This window comes from Mycobacterium sp. SMC-2 (assembly GCF_025263485.1).
Lineage (GTDB): Bacteria > Actinomycetota > Actinomycetes > Mycobacteriales > Mycobacteriaceae > Mycobacterium.
In genome coordinates, this window is sequence record NZ_CP079863.1 from 5,302,555 (window position 1) to 5,322,787 (window position 20,233).

24 protein-coding genes and 1 pseudogene are annotated in these 20,233 nt (G+C 65.7%); 9 read left to right on the top strand and 16 right to left on the bottom strand.

The features are described 5' to 3' along the window. Position 1: 1 nt before the first annotated feature. Positions 2-1,213 carry an acetyl-CoA C-acetyltransferase gene (locus KXD96_RS24855; protein ID WP_260741150.1) on the bottom strand — a complete coding sequence of 404 codons (1,212 nt, stop codon included), beginning with the start codon at positions 1,211-1,213 and terminating at the stop codon, positions 2-4. 193 nt (positions 1,214-1,406) lie between these two features. Here KXD96_RS24855 and KXD96_RS24860 point away from each other — a divergent pair, with 193 nt between their 5' ends. After that, entirely contained in the window at positions 1,407-2,573 is a 1,167-nt protein-coding gene (locus KXD96_RS24860; protein ID WP_260741151.1) for a pyridoxal phosphate-dependent aminotransferase, read from the top strand. 8 nt (positions 2,574-2,581) lie between these two features. Here KXD96_RS24860 and KXD96_RS24865 read toward each other — a convergent pair whose 3' ends face one another. Genes KXD96_RS24865 through KXD96_RS24880 form a run of 4 tightly spaced genes read right to left on the bottom strand, consistent with a single transcriptional unit; the run spans position 2,582 to position 5,133 of the window. Further along, positions 2,582-3,031, bottom strand: a complete 450-nt coding sequence (locus KXD96_RS24865) for an SRPBCC family protein (RefSeq protein WP_260741153.1) — start codon at positions 3,029-3,031, stop codon at positions 2,582-2,584. 59 nt (positions 3,032-3,090) lie between these two features. Next, a complete protein-coding gene (locus tag KXD96_RS24870) occupies positions 3,091-3,546 on the bottom strand; it encodes an SRPBCC family protein (protein WP_260745542.1) in 456 nt (151 codons plus the stop codon). A 58-nt stretch (positions 3,547-3,604) separates the two neighbouring features. Continuing rightward, entirely contained in the window at positions 3,605-4,684 is a 1,080-nt protein-coding gene (locus tag KXD96_RS24875; RefSeq protein ID WP_260741155.1) for a CaiB/BaiF CoA-transferase family protein, read from the bottom strand. Positions 4,685-4,689: 5 nt separating this feature from the next. Beyond that, positions 4,690-5,133, bottom strand: coding sequence for an SRPBCC family protein (locus tag KXD96_RS24880; protein WP_260741157.1), 444 nt, complete (start codon positions 5,131-5,133; stop codon positions 4,690-4,692). A gap of 57 nt (positions 5,134-5,190) precedes the next feature. On the opposite strand from KXD96_RS24880, the gene KXD96_RS24885 reads away from it, so the two are divergent. Beyond that, positions 5,191-6,870 (top strand): alpha-keto acid decarboxylase family protein, encoded by a 1,680-nt coding sequence (locus KXD96_RS24885; RefSeq protein WP_260741160.1) that lies wholly within the window; start codon positions 5,191-5,193, stop codon positions 6,868-6,870. A 39-nt stretch (positions 6,871-6,909) separates the two neighbouring features. Here the strand turns inward: KXD96_RS24885 and KXD96_RS24890 are convergent. The 5 genes and pseudogenes from KXD96_RS24890 to KXD96_RS24910 all read right to left on the bottom strand — a co-directional run. Beyond that, positions 6,910-7,074: pseudogene (locus KXD96_RS24890) on the bottom strand (bacterioferritin-associated ferredoxin); the annotation flags it as partial. Between the two features lie 12 nt (positions 7,075-7,086). Then, on the bottom strand, positions 7,087-7,713 hold the full coding sequence (locus KXD96_RS24895) for a fatty-acid--CoA ligase (protein WP_260741164.1): 627 nt from the start codon (positions 7,711-7,713) through the stop codon (positions 7,087-7,089). Further along, positions 7,710-9,134 carry a FadD3 family acyl-CoA ligase gene (locus tag KXD96_RS24900; protein WP_260741168.1) on the bottom strand — a complete coding sequence of 475 codons (1,425 nt, stop codon included), beginning with the start codon at positions 9,132-9,134 and terminating at the stop codon, positions 7,710-7,712. Before KXD96_RS24900 ends, KXD96_RS24895 begins: the two co-directional genes overlap by 4 nt. A gap of 108 nt (positions 9,135-9,242) precedes the next feature. Further along, complete coding sequence (locus KXD96_RS24905; RefSeq protein WP_260741171.1) at positions 9,243-10,433, bottom strand: amidohydrolase family protein; 1,191 nt, start codon at positions 10,431-10,433, stop codon at positions 9,243-9,245. An 85-nt stretch (positions 10,434-10,518) separates the two neighbouring features. Beyond that, positions 10,519-10,941 (bottom strand): lipoprotein LpqH, encoded by a 423-nt coding sequence (locus tag KXD96_RS24910; RefSeq protein WP_260741173.1) that lies wholly within the window; start codon positions 10,939-10,941, stop codon positions 10,519-10,521. 110 nt (positions 10,942-11,051) lie between these two features. Between KXD96_RS24910 and KXD96_RS24915 the strand changes: the two genes are divergently transcribed. Together KXD96_RS24915 and KXD96_RS24920 are read left to right on the top strand one after the other, a co-directional pair. Then, a complete protein-coding gene (locus KXD96_RS24915; RefSeq protein ID WP_260741175.1) occupies positions 11,052-11,798 on the top strand; it encodes an enoyl-CoA hydratase/isomerase family protein in 747 nt (248 codons plus the stop codon). Beyond that, positions 11,795-12,223 (top strand): hypothetical protein, encoded by a 429-nt coding sequence (locus tag KXD96_RS24920; RefSeq protein ID WP_396877405.1) that lies wholly within the window; start codon positions 11,795-11,797, stop codon positions 12,221-12,223. Before KXD96_RS24915 ends, KXD96_RS24920 begins: the two co-directional genes overlap by 4 nt. On the opposite strand, the gene KXD96_RS24925 is transcribed toward KXD96_RS24920, so the two are convergent. Then, positions 12,139-12,849: a TetR/AcrR family transcriptional regulator gene (locus tag KXD96_RS24925; RefSeq protein ID WP_260741176.1), complete on the bottom strand. Its 711-nt coding sequence runs from the start codon at positions 12,847-12,849 to the stop codon at positions 12,139-12,141. The genes KXD96_RS24920 and KXD96_RS24925 overlap by 85 nt on opposite strands. 206 nt (positions 12,850-13,055) lie before the next feature. Between KXD96_RS24925 and KXD96_RS24930 the strand changes: the two genes are divergently transcribed. Continuing rightward, a complete protein-coding gene (locus KXD96_RS24930) occupies positions 13,056-14,351 on the top strand; it encodes a cytochrome P450 (protein WP_260741179.1) in 1,296 nt (431 codons plus the stop codon). Position 14,352: 1 nt separating this feature from the next. On the opposite strand, the gene KXD96_RS24935 is transcribed toward KXD96_RS24930, so the two are convergent. The 4 genes from KXD96_RS24935 to KXD96_RS24950 are packed head-to-tail and all read right to left on the bottom strand — an operon-like array spanning position 14,353 to position 16,812. Next, on the bottom strand, positions 14,353-14,637 hold the full coding sequence (locus tag KXD96_RS24935) for a cytochrome C oxidase subunit IV family protein (protein WP_260745544.1): 285 nt from the start codon (positions 14,635-14,637) through the stop codon (positions 14,353-14,355). After that, a complete protein-coding gene (locus KXD96_RS24940; protein ID WP_260741183.1) occupies positions 14,637-15,215 on the bottom strand; it encodes a cytochrome c oxidase subunit 3 family protein in 579 nt (192 codons plus the stop codon). Before KXD96_RS24940 ends, KXD96_RS24935 begins: the two co-directional genes overlap by 1 nt. Beyond that, positions 15,212-16,030 carry a hypothetical protein gene (locus KXD96_RS24945; RefSeq protein ID WP_260741185.1) on the bottom strand — a complete coding sequence of 273 codons (819 nt, stop codon included), beginning with the start codon at positions 16,028-16,030 and terminating at the stop codon, positions 15,212-15,214. The genes KXD96_RS24940 and KXD96_RS24945 overlap by 4 nt, the downstream gene beginning before the upstream one ends. Further along, positions 16,027-16,812: a hypothetical protein gene (locus KXD96_RS24950; protein WP_260741187.1), complete on the bottom strand. Its 786-nt coding sequence runs from the start codon at positions 16,810-16,812 to the stop codon at positions 16,027-16,029. Before KXD96_RS24950 ends, KXD96_RS24945 begins: the two co-directional genes overlap by 4 nt. A gap of 100 nt (positions 16,813-16,912) precedes the next feature. On the opposite strand from KXD96_RS24950, the gene KXD96_RS24955 reads away from it, so the two are divergent. After that, a complete protein-coding gene (locus tag KXD96_RS24955; RefSeq protein WP_260741190.1) occupies positions 16,913-17,515 on the top strand; it encodes a TetR/AcrR family transcriptional regulator in 603 nt (200 codons plus the stop codon). 44 nt (positions 17,516-17,559) lie between these two features. Here the strand turns inward: KXD96_RS24955 and KXD96_RS24960 are convergent, their stop codons facing one another. Further along, a complete protein-coding gene (locus tag KXD96_RS24960; RefSeq protein ID WP_260745545.1) occupies positions 17,560-17,943 on the bottom strand; it encodes a hypothetical protein in 384 nt (127 codons plus the stop codon). A 217-nt stretch (positions 17,944-18,160) separates the two neighbouring features. Between KXD96_RS24960 and KXD96_RS24965 the strand changes: the two genes are divergently transcribed. The 3 genes from KXD96_RS24965 to KXD96_RS24975 all read left to right on the top strand — a co-directional run bounded on the left by KXD96_RS24965 (position 18,161) and on the right by KXD96_RS24975 (position 20,185). Further along, positions 18,161-18,916 carry a hypothetical protein gene (locus tag KXD96_RS24965; RefSeq protein WP_260741193.1) on the top strand — a complete coding sequence of 252 codons (756 nt, stop codon included), beginning with the start codon at positions 18,161-18,163 and terminating at the stop codon, positions 18,914-18,916. Further along, a complete protein-coding gene (locus tag KXD96_RS24970) occupies positions 18,913-19,530 on the top strand; it encodes a hypothetical protein (protein WP_260741209.1) in 618 nt (205 codons plus the stop codon). The genes KXD96_RS24965 and KXD96_RS24970 overlap by 4 nt, the downstream gene beginning before the upstream one ends. A 133-nt stretch (positions 19,531-19,663) precedes the next feature. Continuing rightward, a complete protein-coding gene (locus KXD96_RS24975) occupies positions 19,664-20,185 on the top strand; it encodes a hypothetical protein (protein ID WP_260741211.1) in 522 nt (173 codons plus the stop codon). Positions 20,186-20,233: the final 48 nt, after the last annotated feature.

A 20,233-nucleotide genomic window follows, 5' to 3' on the forward strand; every position in this document is an offset into this window, starting at 1 on the left:
CTTAAACCCTCTCGATGATGGTGGCGACACCCATGCCGCCGCCGATGCACAGCGTGATCAGCGCGCGACGCGCGTTGCGGCGCTCGAGCTCGTCGACCATGGTGCCGGTGATCATGGCGCCGGTGGCGCCCAGCGGGTGGCCCATCGCGATAGCGCCACCGTTGACGTTCAGCTTCTCGTCGGGAATGTTGAGGTCCTTCTGGAACTTCAGCACCACCGACGCGAACGCCTCGTTCAGCTCGAACAGGTCGATGTCATCGATCGTCATGCCCGCGCGGTCGAGGACCTTCCGGGTGGCCGGGGTCGGGCCGGTGAGCATGATGACCGGGTCCGAGCCGCTGGTGGCGGTGGCCACGATGCGCGCCCGCGGGGTCAGCCCCTGCGACTTGCCGGCGGCCTCGGAGCCCACGAGCACCAGCGCGGCCCCGTCGACAATGCCCGAGCTGTTACCGCCGGTGTGGACGTGGTTGATCTTCTCGACGTAGTGGTACTTCTGCAGCGCCACGTCGTCGAAGCCACCCATCTCGCCGATCCCGTCGAACGCGGTCTTCAGCTTGGCCAGGCCCTCCATCGTGGTGTCGGGCCGCATGTGCTCGTCGTGGTCGAGGATGACCAGACCGTTCTGGTCGCGCACCGGCACCACCGACTTGGCGAAGTAGCCGCCCGACCACGCCTCGGCCGCCTTCTGCTGCGACCGCAGCGCGTAGGCGTCGACGTCCTCGCGGGAGAAGCCCTCGATGGTCGCGATCAGGTCGGCGCCGATGCCCTGCGGCACGAAGCCGATCCGGTAGTTGGTCTCGGGGTCGAGCGCCCAGGCGCCGCCGTCGGAGCCCATCGGGACGCGGCTCATCGACTCGACGCCGCCGGCCAGCACCAGGTCGTCCCAGCCGGAGCGGACCTTCTGTGCGGCGATGTTGACGGCCTCCAGGCCCGAGGCGCAGAACCGGTTGAGCTGGACGCCGCCGGTGGTCTCGGGCAGCCCCGCCACCAATGCCGCGGTCCGGGCGATGTCGCCGCCCTGGTCACCGACCGGCGACACCACGCCGAGGATCATGTCGCTGATCAGGTTCTCGTCGAGGTCGGGGTTGCGCCTGCGCAGCTCCTCGACCAGCCCGACGACCAGGTTCACCGGCTTGACCTCGTTCAGTGAGCCGTTTCTTTGCTTGCCCCGCGGCGTGCGGATGGCCTCATAGATGAAGGCTTCTTCGGACATGTCGAGTTCCTCTTCGAAAGTGGGTTTCGGATCCGTATTAAAGGTAGGTCCAGATACCGCACCCTAACAAAGTGCCCGGCCAACCTGTTGGTTGGGCCGATCGCTCCGCTCGTCAGCGCCTATACCCCGGCTCGCGCGCGACTGTATGGCCGGCCGCACGCCCGGGCAGTCACGCACCCTAAGCTCGACCAGCATGACGGTGTCGCGGCTGCGTCCGTACGCGACGACGGTGTTCGCCGAGATGTCGGCGCTGGCCGCGCGGGTCGGCGCGGTCAACCTCGGCCAGGGTTTCCCCGACGAGGACGGGCCGGCGGCCATGCTCAAGGCCGCCCAAGACGCCATCGCCGAGGGGAACAACCAGTACCCGCCCGGCATCGGCGTGGCGGCGCTGCGGCACGCCATCGCCGCCCAGCGCCGGCGGCACTTCGGCATCGACTACGACCCCGACACCGAGGTGCTGGTGACGGTCGGGGCGACCGAGGCCGTCGCGTCCGCGGTGATCGGCCTGGTCGAACCCGGCTCGGAGGTGCTGCTCATCGAGCCGTTCTACGACTCCTACTCGCCGGTGGTGGCGATGGCCGGCGCGCACCGGGTGGCCGTGCCCCTGGTCCCCCATGGCCGCGGCTTCGCCTTGGACGCCGACGCCCTGCGCCGGGCGGTGACGCCGCGCACCCGCGCGTTGATCGTCAACACACCGCACAACCCGACCGGCACGGTGCTCAGCGCGGCCGAATTGGCCGCGATCGCGGAGGTCGCGGTCGCCGCCGACCTGTTGGTGATTACCGACGAGGTTTACGAGCACCTGGTGTTTGACGACCATCGGCATCTGCCGTTGGCCGGCTTCGACGGTATGGCCGAGCGCACGGTCACCATCTCCAGCGCGGCCAAGATGTTCAACTGCACCGGATGGAAGATCGGATGGGCCTGCGGCCCAGCGCATCTCATCGCGGGGGTGCGCGCGGCCAAACAGTATCTGAGCTACGTCGGCGGCGCGCCGTTCCAGCCGGCGGTGGCGCTCGCACTCGACACCGAGGACGCGTGGGTGGCGAAGCTTCGCGGCTCGTTGCGGTCCCGCCGCGATCGGCTGTCGGCCGGGTTGTCCGAGATCGGCTTCGAGGTGCACGACAGCGCCGGCACTTACTTCCTGTGCGCCGACCCGCGCCCCCTGGGTTACGACGACAGCACCGCGTTCTGCGCGGCCCTACCGGAAAAGGCGGGGGTGGCCGCCATTCCGCTGTCGCCATTCTGCGATTCGGCGGGCTCACATCCCGACGTGTGGAATCACTTGGTGCGCTTCACCTTTTGCAAACACGAGGACACCCTGGACGAGGCGATCAGGCGGCTGGCCGTCCTGCGCTGACCGGCCGGTTATCCCGCCGCGCCGTAGCCCTCGATCACGCGCTTACGCAGACCCTCCAGCGCGGCGTGGAGGATTTTCTTGCGGGCCCGGCCGACCCAGAACTCCGGCAGCGGCGCAAACGGTTCGACCGTGATGGTGAATCGCACCAGGGTCTTGTCGTCGCTCAATCGGCTCAGGTTGTACTCCCCGTGCTGACCTCGTTGCTGGGCGGTCTTGGCGGCGTCCCACACCATCCAATCCGGACCCCAGTGGTATTCGAGCAGCTCGGTGTCGTGAATGCCGGTCACCGCGATCGTGACCTTCACGTGGTGCGGCCGCCCGTCGGGATATTTGTCGACGACCTCCACCCGCTTGTGCACCGACGACCACGACGGCACGGCGTCGATATCGGCCAGCGCCTCCAGGATCACTTCCGGAGGCGCGTCGATGACGATTTCCGACGACGCTTGAATGGCCACTGCTATTAAGTTAGCAACCGCTCAGGCAGTCCCGAAGGTAAAAAAGTCCGAGCCGCTGACTATTCCGCTTCGGCCGAACCGTTGACACGCTTTACCAATTCGCACAATCCCTTTACCGCTGAGTCGAGAACGCTTTCGCTGGCCCGCCGGACGATGAAGGCGGGCATGGGCCGGCCGGGTTCGACCGTGACATCGAAGCGCACCCGGGTCTTGTCGACGCCCTCGGGTTTCAGGTTGTACTCGACATGCTGACCGTGCTGCTGGGAAGTCCCTTTGGCGTCATAGACCACCCAATCGGGACCCCAGTGATATTCGAGGATCTCTTTGTCGACGAGCCCCAGAATCTTGATGGTGGTCTTGACGTGGTGTGGGCGGCCGTCGGGATAACGGTCGATCACTTCGATGTGCTTGTGTAGCGGCGACCACGACGCTAGGACCGCGACATCTGTCAGCGCCTCCATGACCACTTCTGGCGGCGCGTCGACGACAAATTCCCGTGATGCTTTTACGGCCACTGAGTTCAACCTAGCAACGTCGGGTCGCCCGCGGAATTGAAACGGCGTAAAAGGCTGGCTACCAGTCGATTTCGGTAAGGAGTGTGGTGGCCGCGGGCGGCCGGCCGACGGGTGCCGCCGGGGTGCGCGAGAAGCGCGGTCCGGGTGCGGCCTGGTCGACGCCGTGGGCGGTGATCACCGTGGACCGTGTCCGCAAGTGCTCGTCGGCCGCCGCTTCGCTCCACGTCAGCACCGGGGTGACGCACGCATCGGTGCCGGCGAAAACGGTCGTCCACTCGTCACGGGTCCGGCTGGCGAATCGTGTCGCGAAAACGTCGTACATCTGCGGGTAGGAGCCGATGTCGAGCTGGCCGGGCACCTCGTCGGCCGACAGGCCGAGTCCGGTCAGCAGCGCGGCGAAGAACTGCGGCTCGATGGCGCCGACGGCCATGTACTTGCCGTCCGCGGTCTCGTAGCAGCGATAGAACGGGGCGCCGCCGTCGAGCAGAAACGATTCGCGCCGGTCGCGCAGCGCCCCAGTCGACTTCATGGTCCACATCATCTGGGCGAGCAGGCTGACGCCGTCCACCATCGCCGCGTCGATGACCTGCCCCTTGCCCGATCGTTCCCGTTCGTACAGCGCGACCGCGATGCCGAGCAGCACCAGCATCGAACCGCCGCCGAAGTCGGCGACGAGGTTCAGCGGCGGCATCGGGGGCCGGTCGGCGTAGCCCAGCGCGGAGAGCGCGCCGGTCTGCGACAGGTAGTTGATGTCGTGGCCGGCCGTGTGGGCCAGCGGCCCGTCCTGTCCCCAGCCGGTGATCCGGGCGAAGATCAGGCGCGGATTGACCGCGGCGCATTCGTCGGGACCGATGCCGAGTCGTTCGCAGGTGCCGGGCCGGAAACAATCCAGCAGCACGTCGGCCTTGCCGGCGAGATCGAGCAGCGCCGCAGGCTGCGCCTTGACGTCCAGGTCGACGATCCGCTTCCCGCGATGCAGCAGGTCGCGGTCCTCGGGCGGCATGGTGAGGCCGCCGGGCCGCCGCACCCGCACCACGTCGGCCCCCAGATCGGCGAGCATCATCCCCGCGTGCGGCCCCGGTCCGATCCCGCCGAGCTCGATGACCTTCACCCCGGCCAGGGGCCCAGCGTCGCCCACGACGATCAGTTGCCCTTCTTCACTTTCAGTACCTGCTTGCGCAGGCCGTCGGTCGCCGTCTCCATCGAGCCCTTCACGACCCGCTTCAGCACGAAGCCCGGTAGCGGGACCGTCGGGTCGACGGTGAAGTCGAATTTCACCCGAGTCTTGTCACCCTCGGGCGTCAGCACGTACTTCCCGTCCTGGGCACGCTGCGCACCGGAGCTGACCAACGTCCAGCTCACCGTGTTGTCCCCCCAGGTATAGGCCACCACCTGCTCATCGGTGATGCCCGCCGTCTTGACCTTCATCTTCACTTCCCTGGGCAGCCCGTCGTCTCCGGTGTTGAGCACTTCGGCGCTCTGATGGGCCGACGACCAATCCTTCAGGGAATCGAAATCTGCGATGACGTCCAGGATCTCCTGGGGCGTCGCCTCGATGACTACTTCGCGTGATTCGCTGATTGCCATGGCCCGCACCATAGCGAAACGACGTCCCGGCCGGATGGTTTCGGCCCAGGTACCGTCGTGCTTGTGACTGATCCCGTCTACACCGTAGGTGACTACCTGTTGGACCGCCTCGCCGAACTCGGCGTCACCGAGATCTTCGGGGTTCCCGGCGACTACAACCTGGAATTCCTCGACCACATCGTCGCCCACCCCACCATCCGTTGGGTGGGCAACGCCAACGAGCTGAACGCCGGCTACGCCGCCGACGGGTACGGCCGGCTGCGCGGAATGTCAGCGGTGGTAACCACTTTCGGCGTCGGTGAACTGTCGGCGGCCAACGCGATCGCGGGCAGCTATGCCGAACAGGTGCCCGTCGTGCATATCGTCGGCGGGCCGTCCAAGGACGCGCAGGGCACCCGGCGCGCGCTGCACCACTCGCTGGGCGACGGAGACTTCGAGCACTTCTTGCGCGTCAGCCGCGAGATCACCTGCGCCCAAACCAACCTCATGCCCGCGACGGCCCGCCGGGAGATCGACCGGGTGCTGTCCGAGGTGCGCGAACAGAAGCGGCCCGGATACATCCTGCTGTCCACCGACGTGGCCCGCTTCCCCACCGAACCGCCCGCTGACCCACTGCCCCGCTACACCGGCGGCACCAGTCCGCGCGCGTTGTCGCTGTTCGTCGAGGCCGCCTCCGAACTCATCGACGACCGTCAGCTGACCGTGCTGGCCGACCTGCTGGTGCATCGGTTGCAGGTGGTCAAGGAACTGGAGGCGCTGCTGGCGGCCGATGTGGTGCCCTACGCGACGCTGATGTGGGGTAAGAGCCTGCTTGACGAAAGCTCACCCAACTACCTGGGCATCTACGCCGGCTCGGCGAGCGCCCCAGCGGTGCGCACCGCGATCGAAGAGGCACCGGTACTGGTGACCGCCGGCGTGGTGTTCACCGACATGGTCAGCGGTTTCTTCAGCCAGCGGATCGACCCGGCGCGGACCATCGACGTCGGGCAGTACCAGAGCAGCGTGGCCGGCGAGGTCTTCGCGCCGCTGGAGATGGGCGCCGCGTTGGAGGCGTTGGCCACCATCCTGACCCGGCGCGCGATCACGTCACCGCCCGTAGCGTCGCCGCCCGCCGACGCGCTGCCCCCGCCCCCGCCGCGCGACCAACCGCTGACGCAAGAGATGCTGTGGGACCGCCTGTGCGTAGCACTCACCCCGGGCAACGTCGTCCTCGCCGACCAGGGCACCTCGTTCTACGGCATGGCCGACCACCGCCTACCCCGGGGCGTGACCTTCATCGGCCAACCGCTCTGGGGCTCAATCGGTTACACGCTGCCTGCGGCGCTGGGGGCCGGGGTGGCGCATCCGGACCGCCGGACGGTATTGCTGATCGGTGACGGCGCCGCGCAGCTGACCGTCCAAGAGCTCGGCAACTTCTCGCGGGAAGGCCTCGCACCGGTCATCGTGGTGGTCAACAACGATGGCTACACAGTCGAGCGGGCGATCCACGGTGAGGCGGCACCCTACAACGACATCGTGAATTGGAAGTGGACGGCCGTCCCCGAGGCGCTGGGAGTCGCCGACCACCTGGCGTTCCGGGTGCAGACCTACGGTGAGCTCGACGACGCCTTGACCGCCGCCGCTCAGCACCGCGACCGCATGGTGTTCGTCGAGGTGGTCTTACCGCGGCTCGAAATCCCGCCCCTGCTGGTCGAACTCGTCCAGCCAACGTCGCCGGACGGCAGCGTCCGCCGCTAGGGGCGCCGCGTCAGCGGGCCGGGAGCCAGTGTGCACACCGTTTGGATCCGTTGATCGCAGCATCGCCTGCACGGTTCGCCGGCAGCGCCCGCAGTCGGCGCCTGCCCCGCAGGCCTGGGCGACATCCTTGGTCGTGCAGGCCCCGGCTGCTACCGCCTCGCTCACCGTTTGGCTGGTGATCCCGTTGCACAGGCACACAAACATGGAGCTGGCCGCTCAGTCCGCCTCGATGCGCATCATGTTGGTGAATTGGCCGACGAAAACCGGCGGGTAGGGCCCCACCCCGGCGCCCGACATCCACTCGGCCACAGCGTCGGGATGCTCGATCCACCGCCGCGCGCTCTCTTCGTCGGGCAACTCCGACATGATCAGCACCTCGTGCTCATCGTCGAAGGCCTGGAAGATCCAGGTCTTGCGGATGCCGGCCGCGACGAATCTCTCAGTGGCGGAAGCGACTTCGGCGGCGAGGGCCGGCACGTCGTGCACGGAGGCGATGGTGGCGACCACGACGCCGGGCGCCTCGGGAGTCGCCGTGGGCGCCGTGACGAACCTGTCGACGATCTCGCCGGCGAACACCGCGGGAATGTCGTCGACGCCGGCCGCGTCGAACCAGTCGAAGAACACCCGCGAACGCAGCAGTTCCACGATCGGCTCGCGGCTGTGGACCCCGATCATCACCAGCACGCGGCCGTAGTCATGGGTCGAGGTGTAGACCAGGACGTGGTGGGCGCCGATGTCGGCCAGGGCCGCCTTCCTGCGCTCGAGCAGCGGCCACACCCGGCTGGGATCCGGAACACGATAGTCCGAAGCGATGACCATCGAATGAATGTCGCCGTCACTCAACGGAGTTGGTCCTTCATCACTTTCCCGGTGGCATTGAGCGGCAGCTCGTCGAGAAACTCGATGAATCTCGGCGCTTTGAATCCAGCCATCCGCTGTTGGCACCATATCAGCAGGTCACCCTCGGTCACCGGCGTTTTCACCACCACGAAGGCCTTGCCCACCTGGCCGAGGCGTTCATCGGGAACACCGATGACGGCGGCCTGCGCCACCGCCGGATGCTCCAGCAGGTAGTCCTCGATCTCGGCCGGGTACGCGTTGAAGCCGCCGACGATGAACATGTCCTTCTTGCGGCCGACGATGCGCAGCCGGCCCGCCTCGTCGAAGTTGCCCAGGTCGCCGGTGTGCAACCAGCCGTCCGTGTCGATCGCCGCCGCGGTGCCCTCCGGGTCGTCCAGGTACCCCTGCATCACGCCGTAGCCGCGGACGAGCACCTCGCCGTCGTCGGCGATGCGCACCTCGACCCCGTCGCAGGGCAGGCCCGCGGTGGTGGCCACGTCCTCGAACGAATCGCCGGGCCGGGACAAGGTGACGTTGCCCGCCTCGGTGAGGCCGTATCCGGTCATCAACGTCTGGAAGGGCAATTCGTCGTGGATGCGGCGGACCAGTTCGACGGGGATGTCGGCGGCGCCGGTCACACCTGCCCGCAGTGTCGACAGCTTGGACTTGTCGGCGACCGTCAGCAGCGAATGGTATAGCGTCGGCGGCCCGGGAAGCATCGTGATGCGTTCGCGCGCAATAAGGTCCACCACCGTGTCGACGTCGAACACCGCCACCGGCAGCATGGTCGCGCCCCGAAGGAACGACGTGATCAGTCCCGCCTTCAGCCCGAACGTGTGGAAGTACGGGTTGATCTGCAGGTAGCGATCGCCCCGGCGCAGATCGGCGAGCGTCGCCCACTCCTCGTACATCCGCAGCGTCTGGCGATGGTTCATCATCGCGCCCTTTGGGCGGCCGGTCGTGCCCGAGGTGAAGATGATGTCCGAGATGTCGCCGCCGCTCACCGCCCGCTCGAACGGTGAACCGCTGGAAAGGAAGTCGGACTTCAGGTCGATGACCGGCACGCCCGCGGGCGCGGTGTAATCCTGTCCCAGAAAACCCTTCTGCACCAGGACGGCCTTGACTTTACTGCGGGTGATGATGTCGCCCGCTTCGTCGGCCTTGAACCGCGTATTGACCGGGACCAGCACGCCGCCCGCGGTGAGCAGCCCAAAAGCCGCGATTATCCACTCCGCCGAGTTGGGCGCCCAGACGGCGACGCGATCACCTTTGTCGACGCCCAGGTCGGTGAAAGCGCCTGCCGCGCAACGGATTCGGTCGACGATCTCAGTGAAGGTGAAGCGCAGCGGACCGTCCACGATCGCTTCCGCGTCGCCGAAACGGTCCGCCGCGCTCAAGACCATCTCAGGGATGGTGTCCCACATTCGCTGGCCAGCTCCTCCTCATCGCGCCACGTCCCCAGCCGCTTCGCGGCTGGGGTGCCCCACCATCGTCGCCGACCGCGGCGGGGCGGGCGTCATCTGGCTCGGGCGTTACACCGAGACGAGCCGGGAGAGGTTGCCGCCCATGATCTTTGCCTGATCCTCGACGGGCAGGTGCGACAGCGCGTTGATGTAGTAGGTCGGCTCCGCCAGCCCTTCCGGGTGCGGCCAGTCCGAGCCGTACAACACCTGGTCCACACCGACGAGGTTGATCAGATCGTCGATGCCCTCCTCGAAGAACGGGCTCACGTGGATGCGGTTCTTGACCATCTCGACGGGGTCGCTCGGGAAAACTTCCGGGGCCTTCCGGTAGACCTCGGCCAGGCCCTCGAGCAGCGGGGTCATCCACTTCGAACCGGCCTCGACGATCGCGACCTTCAGCTTGGGATGGCGGTAGAGCGCACCGTGGATAACCCAAGAGCCCACCGCGTCCTGGATCGGCCGCCACTCGTTGAGGATGCCCATCGCATTTGTTTGGAACGGCAGCATCTCCTGGTCGGCACCGTCCCACTCGGAGGTGTACCGGGAATAGCCACTGTCGGACGAGTGCATACCGACCAGCAGGTCGTGCTCGACAACGCGCTCCCAGAACGGGTCGAACTCGGGCAGCGCGAACGACCGGGGGCCGCGGAAGCCGGGGACCGGCGCCGGGCGGATCAGGATGCAACGCGCGCCGCGCTTGACCACCCACTCCAGCTCCTCGATCGCCTTCTCGACAATCGGGAGAGTGATGACCGGCGTGGTGAAGATGCGGTTCTGGTAGTTGAATCCCCAGACCTCGTCGAGCCACTGGTTCAGCGCATGGATCAGGACGTGGATGGCGACCGGGTCGTCGCGCAGCCGCTCCTCGATGAGGCTGGCCAGCGTCGGGAACATCAGGGTGCGGTCCAGGCCCAGCTCGTTCATCTTCTCCAGGCGCGGACCGGGCTCGAAGAACGCCGGGATCGCGCGCATCGGCTCGCCGAAGAGCTCGCGCTTGCTCTTGCCATCCGGGTTGCCGTACTTGAAGTACTCCTCCCAGGCCCCCGGCCGGGCGACGACTTCGAACGTCGGGTTGGGGATGTAGTTGCTGATCACGCCTCGCAACGCGATCTTGGTGCGCCCATTGATCTGCACGTACTGGACGAAGTCCTTGTACTCCTTGGGCAGGAACTTGGTCAGCGCCTCCGGCGGCTCGTAGAGGTGATTATCGGCGTCGAACAGCGGAAACGGGACGTCCTCCCGGTGCGACAACTGGCCCATGGAATCCTCCTTCGCAATTTACGAGAATACTATTCTCTACGGGCGCCAAACCGCAACGTGGCCCCCGGATCGCACTCCTAAGCGGTCAGCACGTCACGACGATCTTGAACGCGGCGGTGGCCGGTTCACTGGGTTTGTCCGTCTTGTAGCCGTTGGCGGTGCCACTGATGGTGAATTTGTCACCGGTCACGCTCATGTCGGCGTTGCCGCCGTCACCCCGCGAATACATCCCGCTGAACCCGCCCAGGTTCTGGATGCGCACGGACTCGACCGTCGCCGGTTGCACGTCCTCGTCGATGACGACCTTGGCCCCGGCAAAATTGCCGCCGATGTCGATCGTCCGGGTCCACTGCAACTGACCGCACTTCACGATGTGCAGCGTCCGGTCCTTACCGTCGACGGTCACTGATGCCGTGCCGGAGATCTGGGTTGGTGGTCGCGACGCGCATGCCGCCAACAGGGCAACGGCCAGTGCCGCCGCGACCGTGGCCGCGATTCGATCCCGCACCGAGCACCCCTGTCTTCGCTGACGATGGCCCTTCGGCCTGGAGCGACGATGTTATTCTCGCACCGAGAGAATGCCAATATCGTGTGTTCTCATCAGAGGAGCGATAAAGCATGGTGGACCTGGAGATCGACGACGGGTTGGCGGTGCTGACCATCGATCGCCCACAAGCGCGCAATGCCATCGCGCTGGACACCATGCAGCAGCTGGAAAAGGCGCTCGATGCGGCAGCGGGCGCCAAAGCCCTGGTGATCAAGGGCGCCGGTGATCGTGCCTTCGTGTCCGGTGGCGACCTCAAGGAATTGCGCGTGCTGCGCACCGAAGAGGATGCCGCGGCGATGGCCAAGCGAATGCGGGCGATCTGCGACCAACTTGCCAGCTTCCCGGCACCGGTGATCGCCGCGCTGAACGGCCACGCCTTCGGCGGCGGCGCCGAAGTCGCCGTCGCCGCCGACATCCGGCTGGCGGCCGACGACATCAAGATCGCCTTCAATCAGGTGGAGCTGGAAATCATGCCGGCCTGGGGCGGCGCGGAGCGGCTGGCCGCGCTCGTCGGAAAGAGCCGGGCGCTGTTGTTGGCGGGCACCGGAACTGCGCTCACGGCGGACGAGGCCGAACGAGTCGGCTTGGTGGATCGGGTGTTCCCCCGCGCCTCGTTCGACGAAGGATGGCAATCGGTCGCCAGGTCGCTGGCTCGCCACCCGGCCACGGAGATAAAGCGTGTAATCAGCGGCGTTTCGGCAGACGAAGCCATAGCGTCCTTCGCGCGGCTGTGGGTGGCCGACGCACACTGGCGGGCCGCGGAGCGGGTGATGAACCGCACCACGAGTGCGCAACGGGTGGCCGGAGGAGCGAAATGACGGGCCGGCGGTTGGGCGTGGGCGCCGCGACTTTGTCGGCACTGCTGGTGGGTGCGAGCGGTTCAGTCGTGAGCGCCGGACACGCCATGGCCGACCCGGCCATGCATCATGTCAAGTACACCGTCACCGCGCAGAATCCGATTTATACCGACATCTACTATCTGGATCACCAGCCGGAAAAGTTCTCCGATTACAGCCACAACCCCTACTCGTTCACACCGCACGTCGATGTCGATCTCGGACCGGGCAAACCGTGGAGCTTCGAGCTGGACATGTCGGACCCCGATGATTACGCGATGGTCGTGGCGAGCACAGGCACGGAGCCCGGCACGCCGGGGCTTCACTGTGAGTTGGCGGTAGACGGAGCCGTCGTCGTATCCAAGGATGGGCCCAAAGGCGTGCTTTGCTCGCTGCGCAACTGGTGAACCACCCAGGCCGGCGGGATACCTTCGATGGGTCGCGGCTCGCCTTCCAGCCGACGCAGATATTTTTCGACCAACTCCACGGTTTCGGCGTGGCCGCCAGACATGCCGATCGCCTGCTCGAGCACGAGGAACCGCGACAAGCTCGTCATCAGGACCGTCCACACCACCGGCGGTACGTCCTCGTTCTCCGCGCCGTAGCGTTGCAGCGCGGCCGACACCGCTTGGCGCTGCTCCTCGCGAAAACGTTCGGCGTAGTAAGCGATTTCGGCCCGCATCTCCTTGCGGTGATTGGCCAGCGCCATGAATTCCATCGAGATGCGGGTGAAGGCCGGATCGGTGCCGAACCTCCACAGCGCCCACAACGGCTGCGCCGATTGCAGCAACTGGGCCTGCGCCTGCAGCCCCTCCTCGGCACGGCGCCGGAAGACTTCGAGGAACAGGTCCTCCATGGTGCGGAAGTAGTAGTGCACCAACTGCGGTTTCAGCCCCGCCTTGTGCGCGAGACGGCGCGACGTCACGGCGGCATAGCCATCTTCGAGCATCAGCTGCTCGGCCGCGTCGAGCAGCAGGCCGCGATTCTTCGCATCCGGCGCTCCGATCCTGCGGGCCCCGGAAGCAGATGTCATGCCCTCACCCCACGCTCTCGAAATAACGCTGTCGACCTAGTCAGATCGTAGCCAGGTCATCGCGCTGCCTTGGCGCGGCGATCTTGACCCCGACATTACCGCCATGCTAAGCAGGTGCTCAGCATATTTGCGATTTTCGAAATCGGGGGCGCCACAGCCTGCCGCCGAACACAGCCGGTAATCCAAGCCCAGGGAGACGCAATCCGATGAGTGACTACGAGTCGATCGACTTCTTCACCGACCCGTCTCTGGTACCCGACCCGCACCCGTACTTCGACTACCTGCGCAGTCAGAACCCGGTGTTGCGTCTGCCCCACCACGGCGTTGTCGCCGTCACCGGCTACGAAGAAGCCACCGAGGTCTACAAGGACCCCGACACCTTCTCCAACATCGTCGCGCTCGGCGGCCCCTTCCCCCCGCTGCCTTTTGTGCCCGAAGGCGACGACATCAGCCCACAGATCGACCAGCACCGCAGCTACTTCCCGATGAACGAGCACATGGTCACGATGGACCCGCCGGAACACACCAAGGCCAGGTCGGTGCTCGCGAAACTGCTGACCCCCAGCCGGCTGAAGCAGAACGAGGAGTTCATGTGGCGCCTTGCCGACCGTCAGCTCGATGAGTTCCTCGGCATCGGTGAGTGCGAGTTCATCGCCGAATACTCAAAGCCGTTCGCCACCTTGGTGATCGCCGACCTGCTCGGCGTGCCGGAGGAGGACCACAAGGAGTTCCGCACCGTCCTGGGCGCCGACCGTCCGGGCGCCCGGGTCGGGGCACTGGATCACGAGTCGGTCGGCATCAACCCGCTGGAGTGGCTCGACGACAAGTTCTGCAACTACATCGAGGACCGGCGGCGCGAACCGCGCAACGACGTGCTGACCTCGCTGGCGTCGGCGAAGTACCCCGATGGCTCGACGCCGCCCGTCATCGAGGTGGTTCGCTCGGCGACGTTCCTTTTCGCCGCCGGCCAGGAGACCACGGCGAAGCTGCTCAGCGCCGCCCTGCAGGTGCTCGGTGACCGGCAGGACATCCAGCAGGAGCTGCGTGAGGACCGCAGCCTGATCCCCGCCTTCATCGAGGAGTCGCTCCGGATGGATAGCCCGGTTAAGAGCGACTCGCGGCTGGCCCGCAGGGCCACCACCATCGGCGGTGTCGACATCCCGGTGGGCACCGTCGTGATGGTGCTGCCGGGCGCCGCCAATCGCGACCCGCGCCGGTTCGAGAACCCGCACGAGTTCGACCTGCACCGCAAGAACGTGCGGGAACACATGGCGTTTGCCCGCGGCGTCCACTCGTGCCCCGGCGGGCCGCTCGCACGCGTGGAGGGCCGCGTCTCGATCGAGCGCCTGCTGGATCGGATGTCGCACATCGAGATCGACGAAGCCCACCACGGGCCGGCCGGGGAGCGTCACTACACCTACGAGCCGACGTACATCCTGCGCGGCCTGAGCGAACTCCACCTCACGTTCAGCACCGCGGACGCGGTCGCGATCGCGGGCTGAATCACAGGTTCATGCCGACGAAGTAGCAGCCGAGCAGGGCGGCGGCCATCACCACCACCCAGGCGTCGGTCAGCCGGCACAGCAGGACCGGAGCGTTCCGGACCTCCATGAACTCGCGAAAAATGATGCGCACCTTGATGAGTGCGATCACGATGACGCTCGACGTGACGACCGCGCTGGACTTGAGCGAACCCGCGGCCCAGTGGTCGATCCAGAGGTAGCCCAGCGTGAGCGACGCCAGGATCACCCACACCGCCAAGAGCCTCTTGTTGAATTTGATCTCGATCACCTCACCACGTAGAGCAGCGCGAAGATGAGCACCCACAAGAAGTCGACCGTGTGCCAGTAGGTGGCACACGTTTCGACCAGCTCTTGAGATCGCCTCGCGGGGCTCCGAAGCTGATACACCACAATGCCCAACGCGACGAAGCCGATCAGCAGGTGCACGAAGTGGATGCCGGTGAGAAAGAAGTAGTAGGTGAAGAAGTCGTTGCTGTCCAGGCCATTTCCCATGCGGACCAACCGGACCCACTCGAACACCTTGAAGAGGAGGAACACCGTGGCGAACGCGGCCGTGATGAATACGTCCCGCAGCGCCGCACGGTAGGCGCCCGCGCGGGCCGACTGGACACACCGCGCCACCGACCAGGAACTCAGCAGCAAGACGAGGGTGTTGAGAACTCCGATGCGCAGGTCGAGTTGGGCCTGAGAGTGCAGAAAGAGCTCGGGGCTGCGGGCGCGATAGAACAGATAGAAGCCGAAATACCCTGTGAAGACCAGGGTTTCGAACAGAACGAATGCCCACATGTCGGGCTGGCCGGGCACGAACCGGGCACGACCGTTCTTGTCGGCCAGGTCGGTCATTGCGCAGCCACCGCTGTGGGCGCGGGGTCCGGCTTGAGCTCTGGGAGGGGCCCGGCACCGAAATCTTCACGCTGAATCATCCGAAACAGCATCACGATGAAAGTGATTTGGTAGACACCAAACACCACCATGTCCAGCCACCAGGCGATCTGACCGTCCCATGCCAACACGCCCCGCCGGAAGATCCAGCAGGGTGCCACGACGACCTCGGTGAGCGCGTTGCACAGGTTGAGATAGCCGAACCACTTGGGGAAGACGCGATTCTTGTCGAGCAGGATCGCGGCCATCCAGATCAGCGAGCCGATCAGAAAGACCCCCATGGTTCCGTCGAAAGACAGGAAGGCGAAGTCGTAGAGCCAGCCGACCGCTTCGGGGTCACGCTCGGGCCGCAGCGTCCCCACGATCAGCGCGATGTTGAGCAGGAGCATGCCGGGAATCGCGCTGAGCGAGTAGATGATCAGATATGAATAAGCGAACGCCGGGCTGACCGACATTCGCCGCATCGAATACGCGATCAGGGCATTGTTGATCGCGATCATCCCGCTGATCGCGAAGATCACGCCGAAGCCGACGGGTATCCCGAGGTGGCGCTCGTGGAACCAGTGGACCTGCGTCGCGAGGTCCCAGGTTGGCTGCGGCGGGGGCTGGACTTGGGCCACGATGAAGAACACCGGGAAGAAGATGTTGTAGAAGACGACGAGTATCGTCCACGCCAGCCACAGTTCGCGCTTGGGGCCACGCCGCAGGTGCCAACCGATTCGGTGATGCAGCGGCCCTGCAGGGGGCGTGGCCGGCGGCGTGATCACCGCGCTCATGCGTCGACCAACTCGCTTCCGCGCCTGGGGATCTCGGCTCGCTCACGATAAACAGCCCGGCCCAACACGACGCCCATCACGACGATCCAGACGGCTATGGCAACGTTCTTGACCCAGAATGACAAGAAGCCGTCCCAGGCCAGCGGGCCGGTCAGCGTCGCGCCCACGAACGCGGCGGGTACCAGCGCGGCCGCAACGAGCAGGTTGAAGTGGGCCACCCAGCGGTGGAAGACCGGACGCGGCTGATCATCGAAATAGATTGCCAGGGCAAGGATCACGCTTTGGCCGATCAGGAACGGAACCAGGATCGTGAAGGTGACCCAGCCGAAATCGTTGAGCAACTGGGTCAGCTCGGGGCTGCGTTCGGGACGAAAGGCAGCCAGCAGCCAGCACACGTTCGCGACGAGGAAAAGCGTCGGACCGCCGGCGGCGCAGCCCAGCATCGCGTAGGAGAAGATCGGCGTCCGATGCGCCATCCTGCCGATCTGCAGGACGATCAGGGCAAGGACCGGCACCAGGCAGACGCCGAACCAGTTGAACAGGATCATGCTGTACCGGATCTCGGGGAGGTGCGCCGGATCGCGATAGAACGCGGCAACCTGTTCTGCCGGCATCGTCGGTGACATCGGCGGATTGAAACCCGGGAAGAGAAAGAACGAGGCGGTCCAGAGGATCAAGGCAGCGGGCAGAGTCCACAGCAGTATCAGCTCACCGTCGGTCCGCCGCACCGCAGCCCGCGTCGACCGCCGACCTCGCGCATCACCACCGTCGACGTCCGACATCAGCACCCCTCCCCTACGAGATCGGCTAGCTAAACACGGCTAGTCAGCGAAGCTAGCCGATCGGCTAGCTTGGGTCAATAGCATCGTCTAGTCTCGGTGCGTGGGAACAGCACGACAACCGGTCGCCGACACGCAATTCTGGCTGATCGAGCACAGCGCGGCACGGACGCGGGTGCTCGACGCCGCGCTGGATCTGTTCGCCACACACGGTGTCAGCGGCACATCGCTGCAGATGATCGCTGACGCGGTCGGTGTAACGAAAGCTGCTGTCTACCATCAATTCCGGACCAAAGAGCAGATCGTGATCGCCGTGACCGAGCGCGAACTCGGCCGGCTCGAGCCGGCGCTCGAGGAGGCCGAGGCATACGACGACGGCCCCCAAGCACGAGATGCCTTGTTGGTGCGCGTGATCGAGATGGCCGTGCGCGACCGCCGATTGGTGCGCACGCTGCAATTCGATCCCGTCGTCGTCCGATTGCTGGCCGAGCACAAGCCGTTTCAGCTTTTCATGGACCGTCTGTACCGGGTGCTGCTGAGCGATGCGGGGCTGGACGGGCGGATCGAGGCGGCCATGTTCTCCGGCGCGCTGAGCACCGCCGTCATGCATCCGCTGGTTGCCGACATCGACGACGACACATTGCTCGCCAGGGTCACCGATTTGAGCCGGCGCCTGCTAGGTCTCCCGCGGGAAGACCGCGGCTGACCATCCCGGTCCGTGTGGCATCCGGCTGAACGCAACCGGTGCGGCTACGTGTCGGCGCGGACCCAGGTCAACATTCCGTCGTGGGCGAAACAGACCAGGAACAGGCCATCGGGCGCCTGCGCGACGTAGTTCTGGTAGTTCTGGCAGCTGGCGCCTTCCTCCTTGACGCCGGCCATCGGCGGCGACCGGAACCAGCGCGGCTGGTATCTCCTCGGCGAACCACAGAACATCAGCCGTCCGGGCTCCGAGGCGAACGAAACGTAACCGTCGGCGACGCCGAAGGCGTAGTAGGTGGTGTTTTCACACGGGGCGCCCAAAACCTGATGCGGCATGATGCCCGGGGTGCAGGCGGGGTAGTCGCAGACGGTCGGCCCGGCCGACGATGGCGGCGCGGCCAGCACGCCGACGCCGAGCAACGCGGCAGCCATTGCCACGAAGAATCGCACCCGATTACTTTGCCACACCCGAAAAGAAAATTCTCCTCCTTGGAGAAGATCACCCGAACCGAACGGCCGTCGGCGCCGGGCCACCCCAACCCACACCGCCTCGCTCCCTGGCGGGTAAGCATTTCCGCACGTGAGAGCCACGATTGCGGCCGTACGACGACGCCGTTGAGGCCGTGCCGAAGTGATAAGCTCATTCTCCGTGCACGACCCGGAGGGACCTGACACCAGCCACGGGGCCGACCCCGGCGCCGGAGCGGCCGTCTCGGAAGCCGAAGCAGAAGACGAAGTTGCCGAGGCTGAAGCGCGCGCGGCGGCAGCTCGGGCACGCCTCGCAAGACTGCGCGGGATAGCCGAGACCGGGGACGCGGACGACGGCGCCGCTTCCCAAGATGCCGGGCAGCGCCCGGCCGAGTCGCCCCGGGCGCGACTGCGGCTGCCGCGGCGGCCCAGGCGACCGCGGTGGCTTCGACGCCCGGGGCGGAAAACAATCGCCGCCGGGGTGGGCATCATGCTCGCCTCCGCCTCGCTCGCGGCGAGCGGTTACATGGTGTGGCAGCACCGCATTACCGTGCACAAACAACGCCTCGCGGCGGAGTTCACTGCAGCAGCCGCGCAACGTGCCACGGAGCTGATGTCGATTGACGCCAACCATGCCAGGGACGACTACCAGCGCATCATCGACGACTCCACGGGCGACTTCAAGGCCCAAATGTCGGCGATGTCAGCAATTATGGCCAAGCAGACGGAGGAATCGAAGGTCAGCAGCAAGGCCACCGTCGAAGCCGTCGCGGTCGAGTCGATGAGCGACAATTCGGCGGTCGTGCTTGTCGCGGCGAGATCCGATGTCATCAATGCGGACAACACACATCGGCCACCTGTCGTGTGGCGGATCAGCGTTGGCCTCACGCGGGACGGCGGCCAGCTCAAAATGTCGAAAGTCGATTTCCTGCGATGACTGTCGAGCAAGGTTCGTCGCTGGACGGCAGGGAAACCACGCCGTCCGACGAGATGGCGTCCTCACCCCCTTCGGCGGGACCGGCTCGCGCCGAAGCACTGGCCACGATCAAGCGCTGGATCCGCCGGTGTGTGAGGCGGTGGCGTTCAGTAGTCGCGACACTGTTGGTCGTTACCGCGATGGGCGTCGCTGGCGGTCTGTATTTCGTTCTGTACCGGCCCGATCAGCAAGTCGGCGACGCGGCGGCACACCGGGCAATCCAGGCGGCGTCGGAAGGTTCGGTGGCGGTGTTGTCGTACGACCCCGACAACCTGGACCGCGATTTCTCCAAGGCGAAGTCATATCTCACGGGTAATTTCCTCGCCTACTACACCAAATTCACCGAACAGATCGCCGTGCTGGCACAGCAGAAGCACGTCACGGAGACGGCCCAGGTGGTTCGGGCCGCCGTTTCAGAGTTGCACTCCGATTCAGCGGTCGTGCTGGTATTCATCAACCAGACCGCCACAAGCAAGGACAAGCCACAACCGCAGACAACCGCCAACAGCGCCCGGGTGACGTTGACGAAGGTCAAGGGTTCCTGGCTGATATCGAAATTGGACCCATTGACGTGACCGCTTGCCATTTTCGGTTCAATCGGTACCCGACCGGGGACGCCGGTGTTATTCTCATCGCGCGAGAACGCCGCAACCGATGCCGAAAAGCTGCCGTAGGCACTATCGGGTTATTCGCGTCGAGGAGCACCTGATGCGTTCAGTTCGATCACTCACCACCGCAACGCTGGTCGCTGCCACCGTATTCGGCGGTTTGGGCACGGCATCCATAGCCCGGGCGACGACCAAGGAAGAAGTGGCCGTCAACGGGACGTTCCGCGCCACCTCCATCGGCGATTGGGCCCAACGAAACGATCAGTACTTCGGCGAGCCGACGGTCGTCCAGACATGGACGATCAGTTCGACGTGCATCACGTTCCAGGAATGCCACGGCACAGTGACCAGCGACCAGGGATGGAGCGCTCCCCTATATATGAATGACGGGGAGATGTGGAAAGTTAAGCGCGAGGTGCGGGACTGGGAGCGCTGCGAGGACGGCACCGCGTACCCGGGACAGCAGACCTACTATTTCTATCCGGTGAACCAATACGGCGGATATCAACTCGGGTCGTCGACCTACGCCGGAAAGGACAAGACGGTCGGCCCGTCTGGTGCCTGCGGGCAAAACCAGTGGCTTGACATCGCGATGCCGTTGCGCCTGGACAAAATAGGCTGACCGGGCGTTCCCACTGACTTACCTCGCCCCACCTTCGGGCGCTGGGGG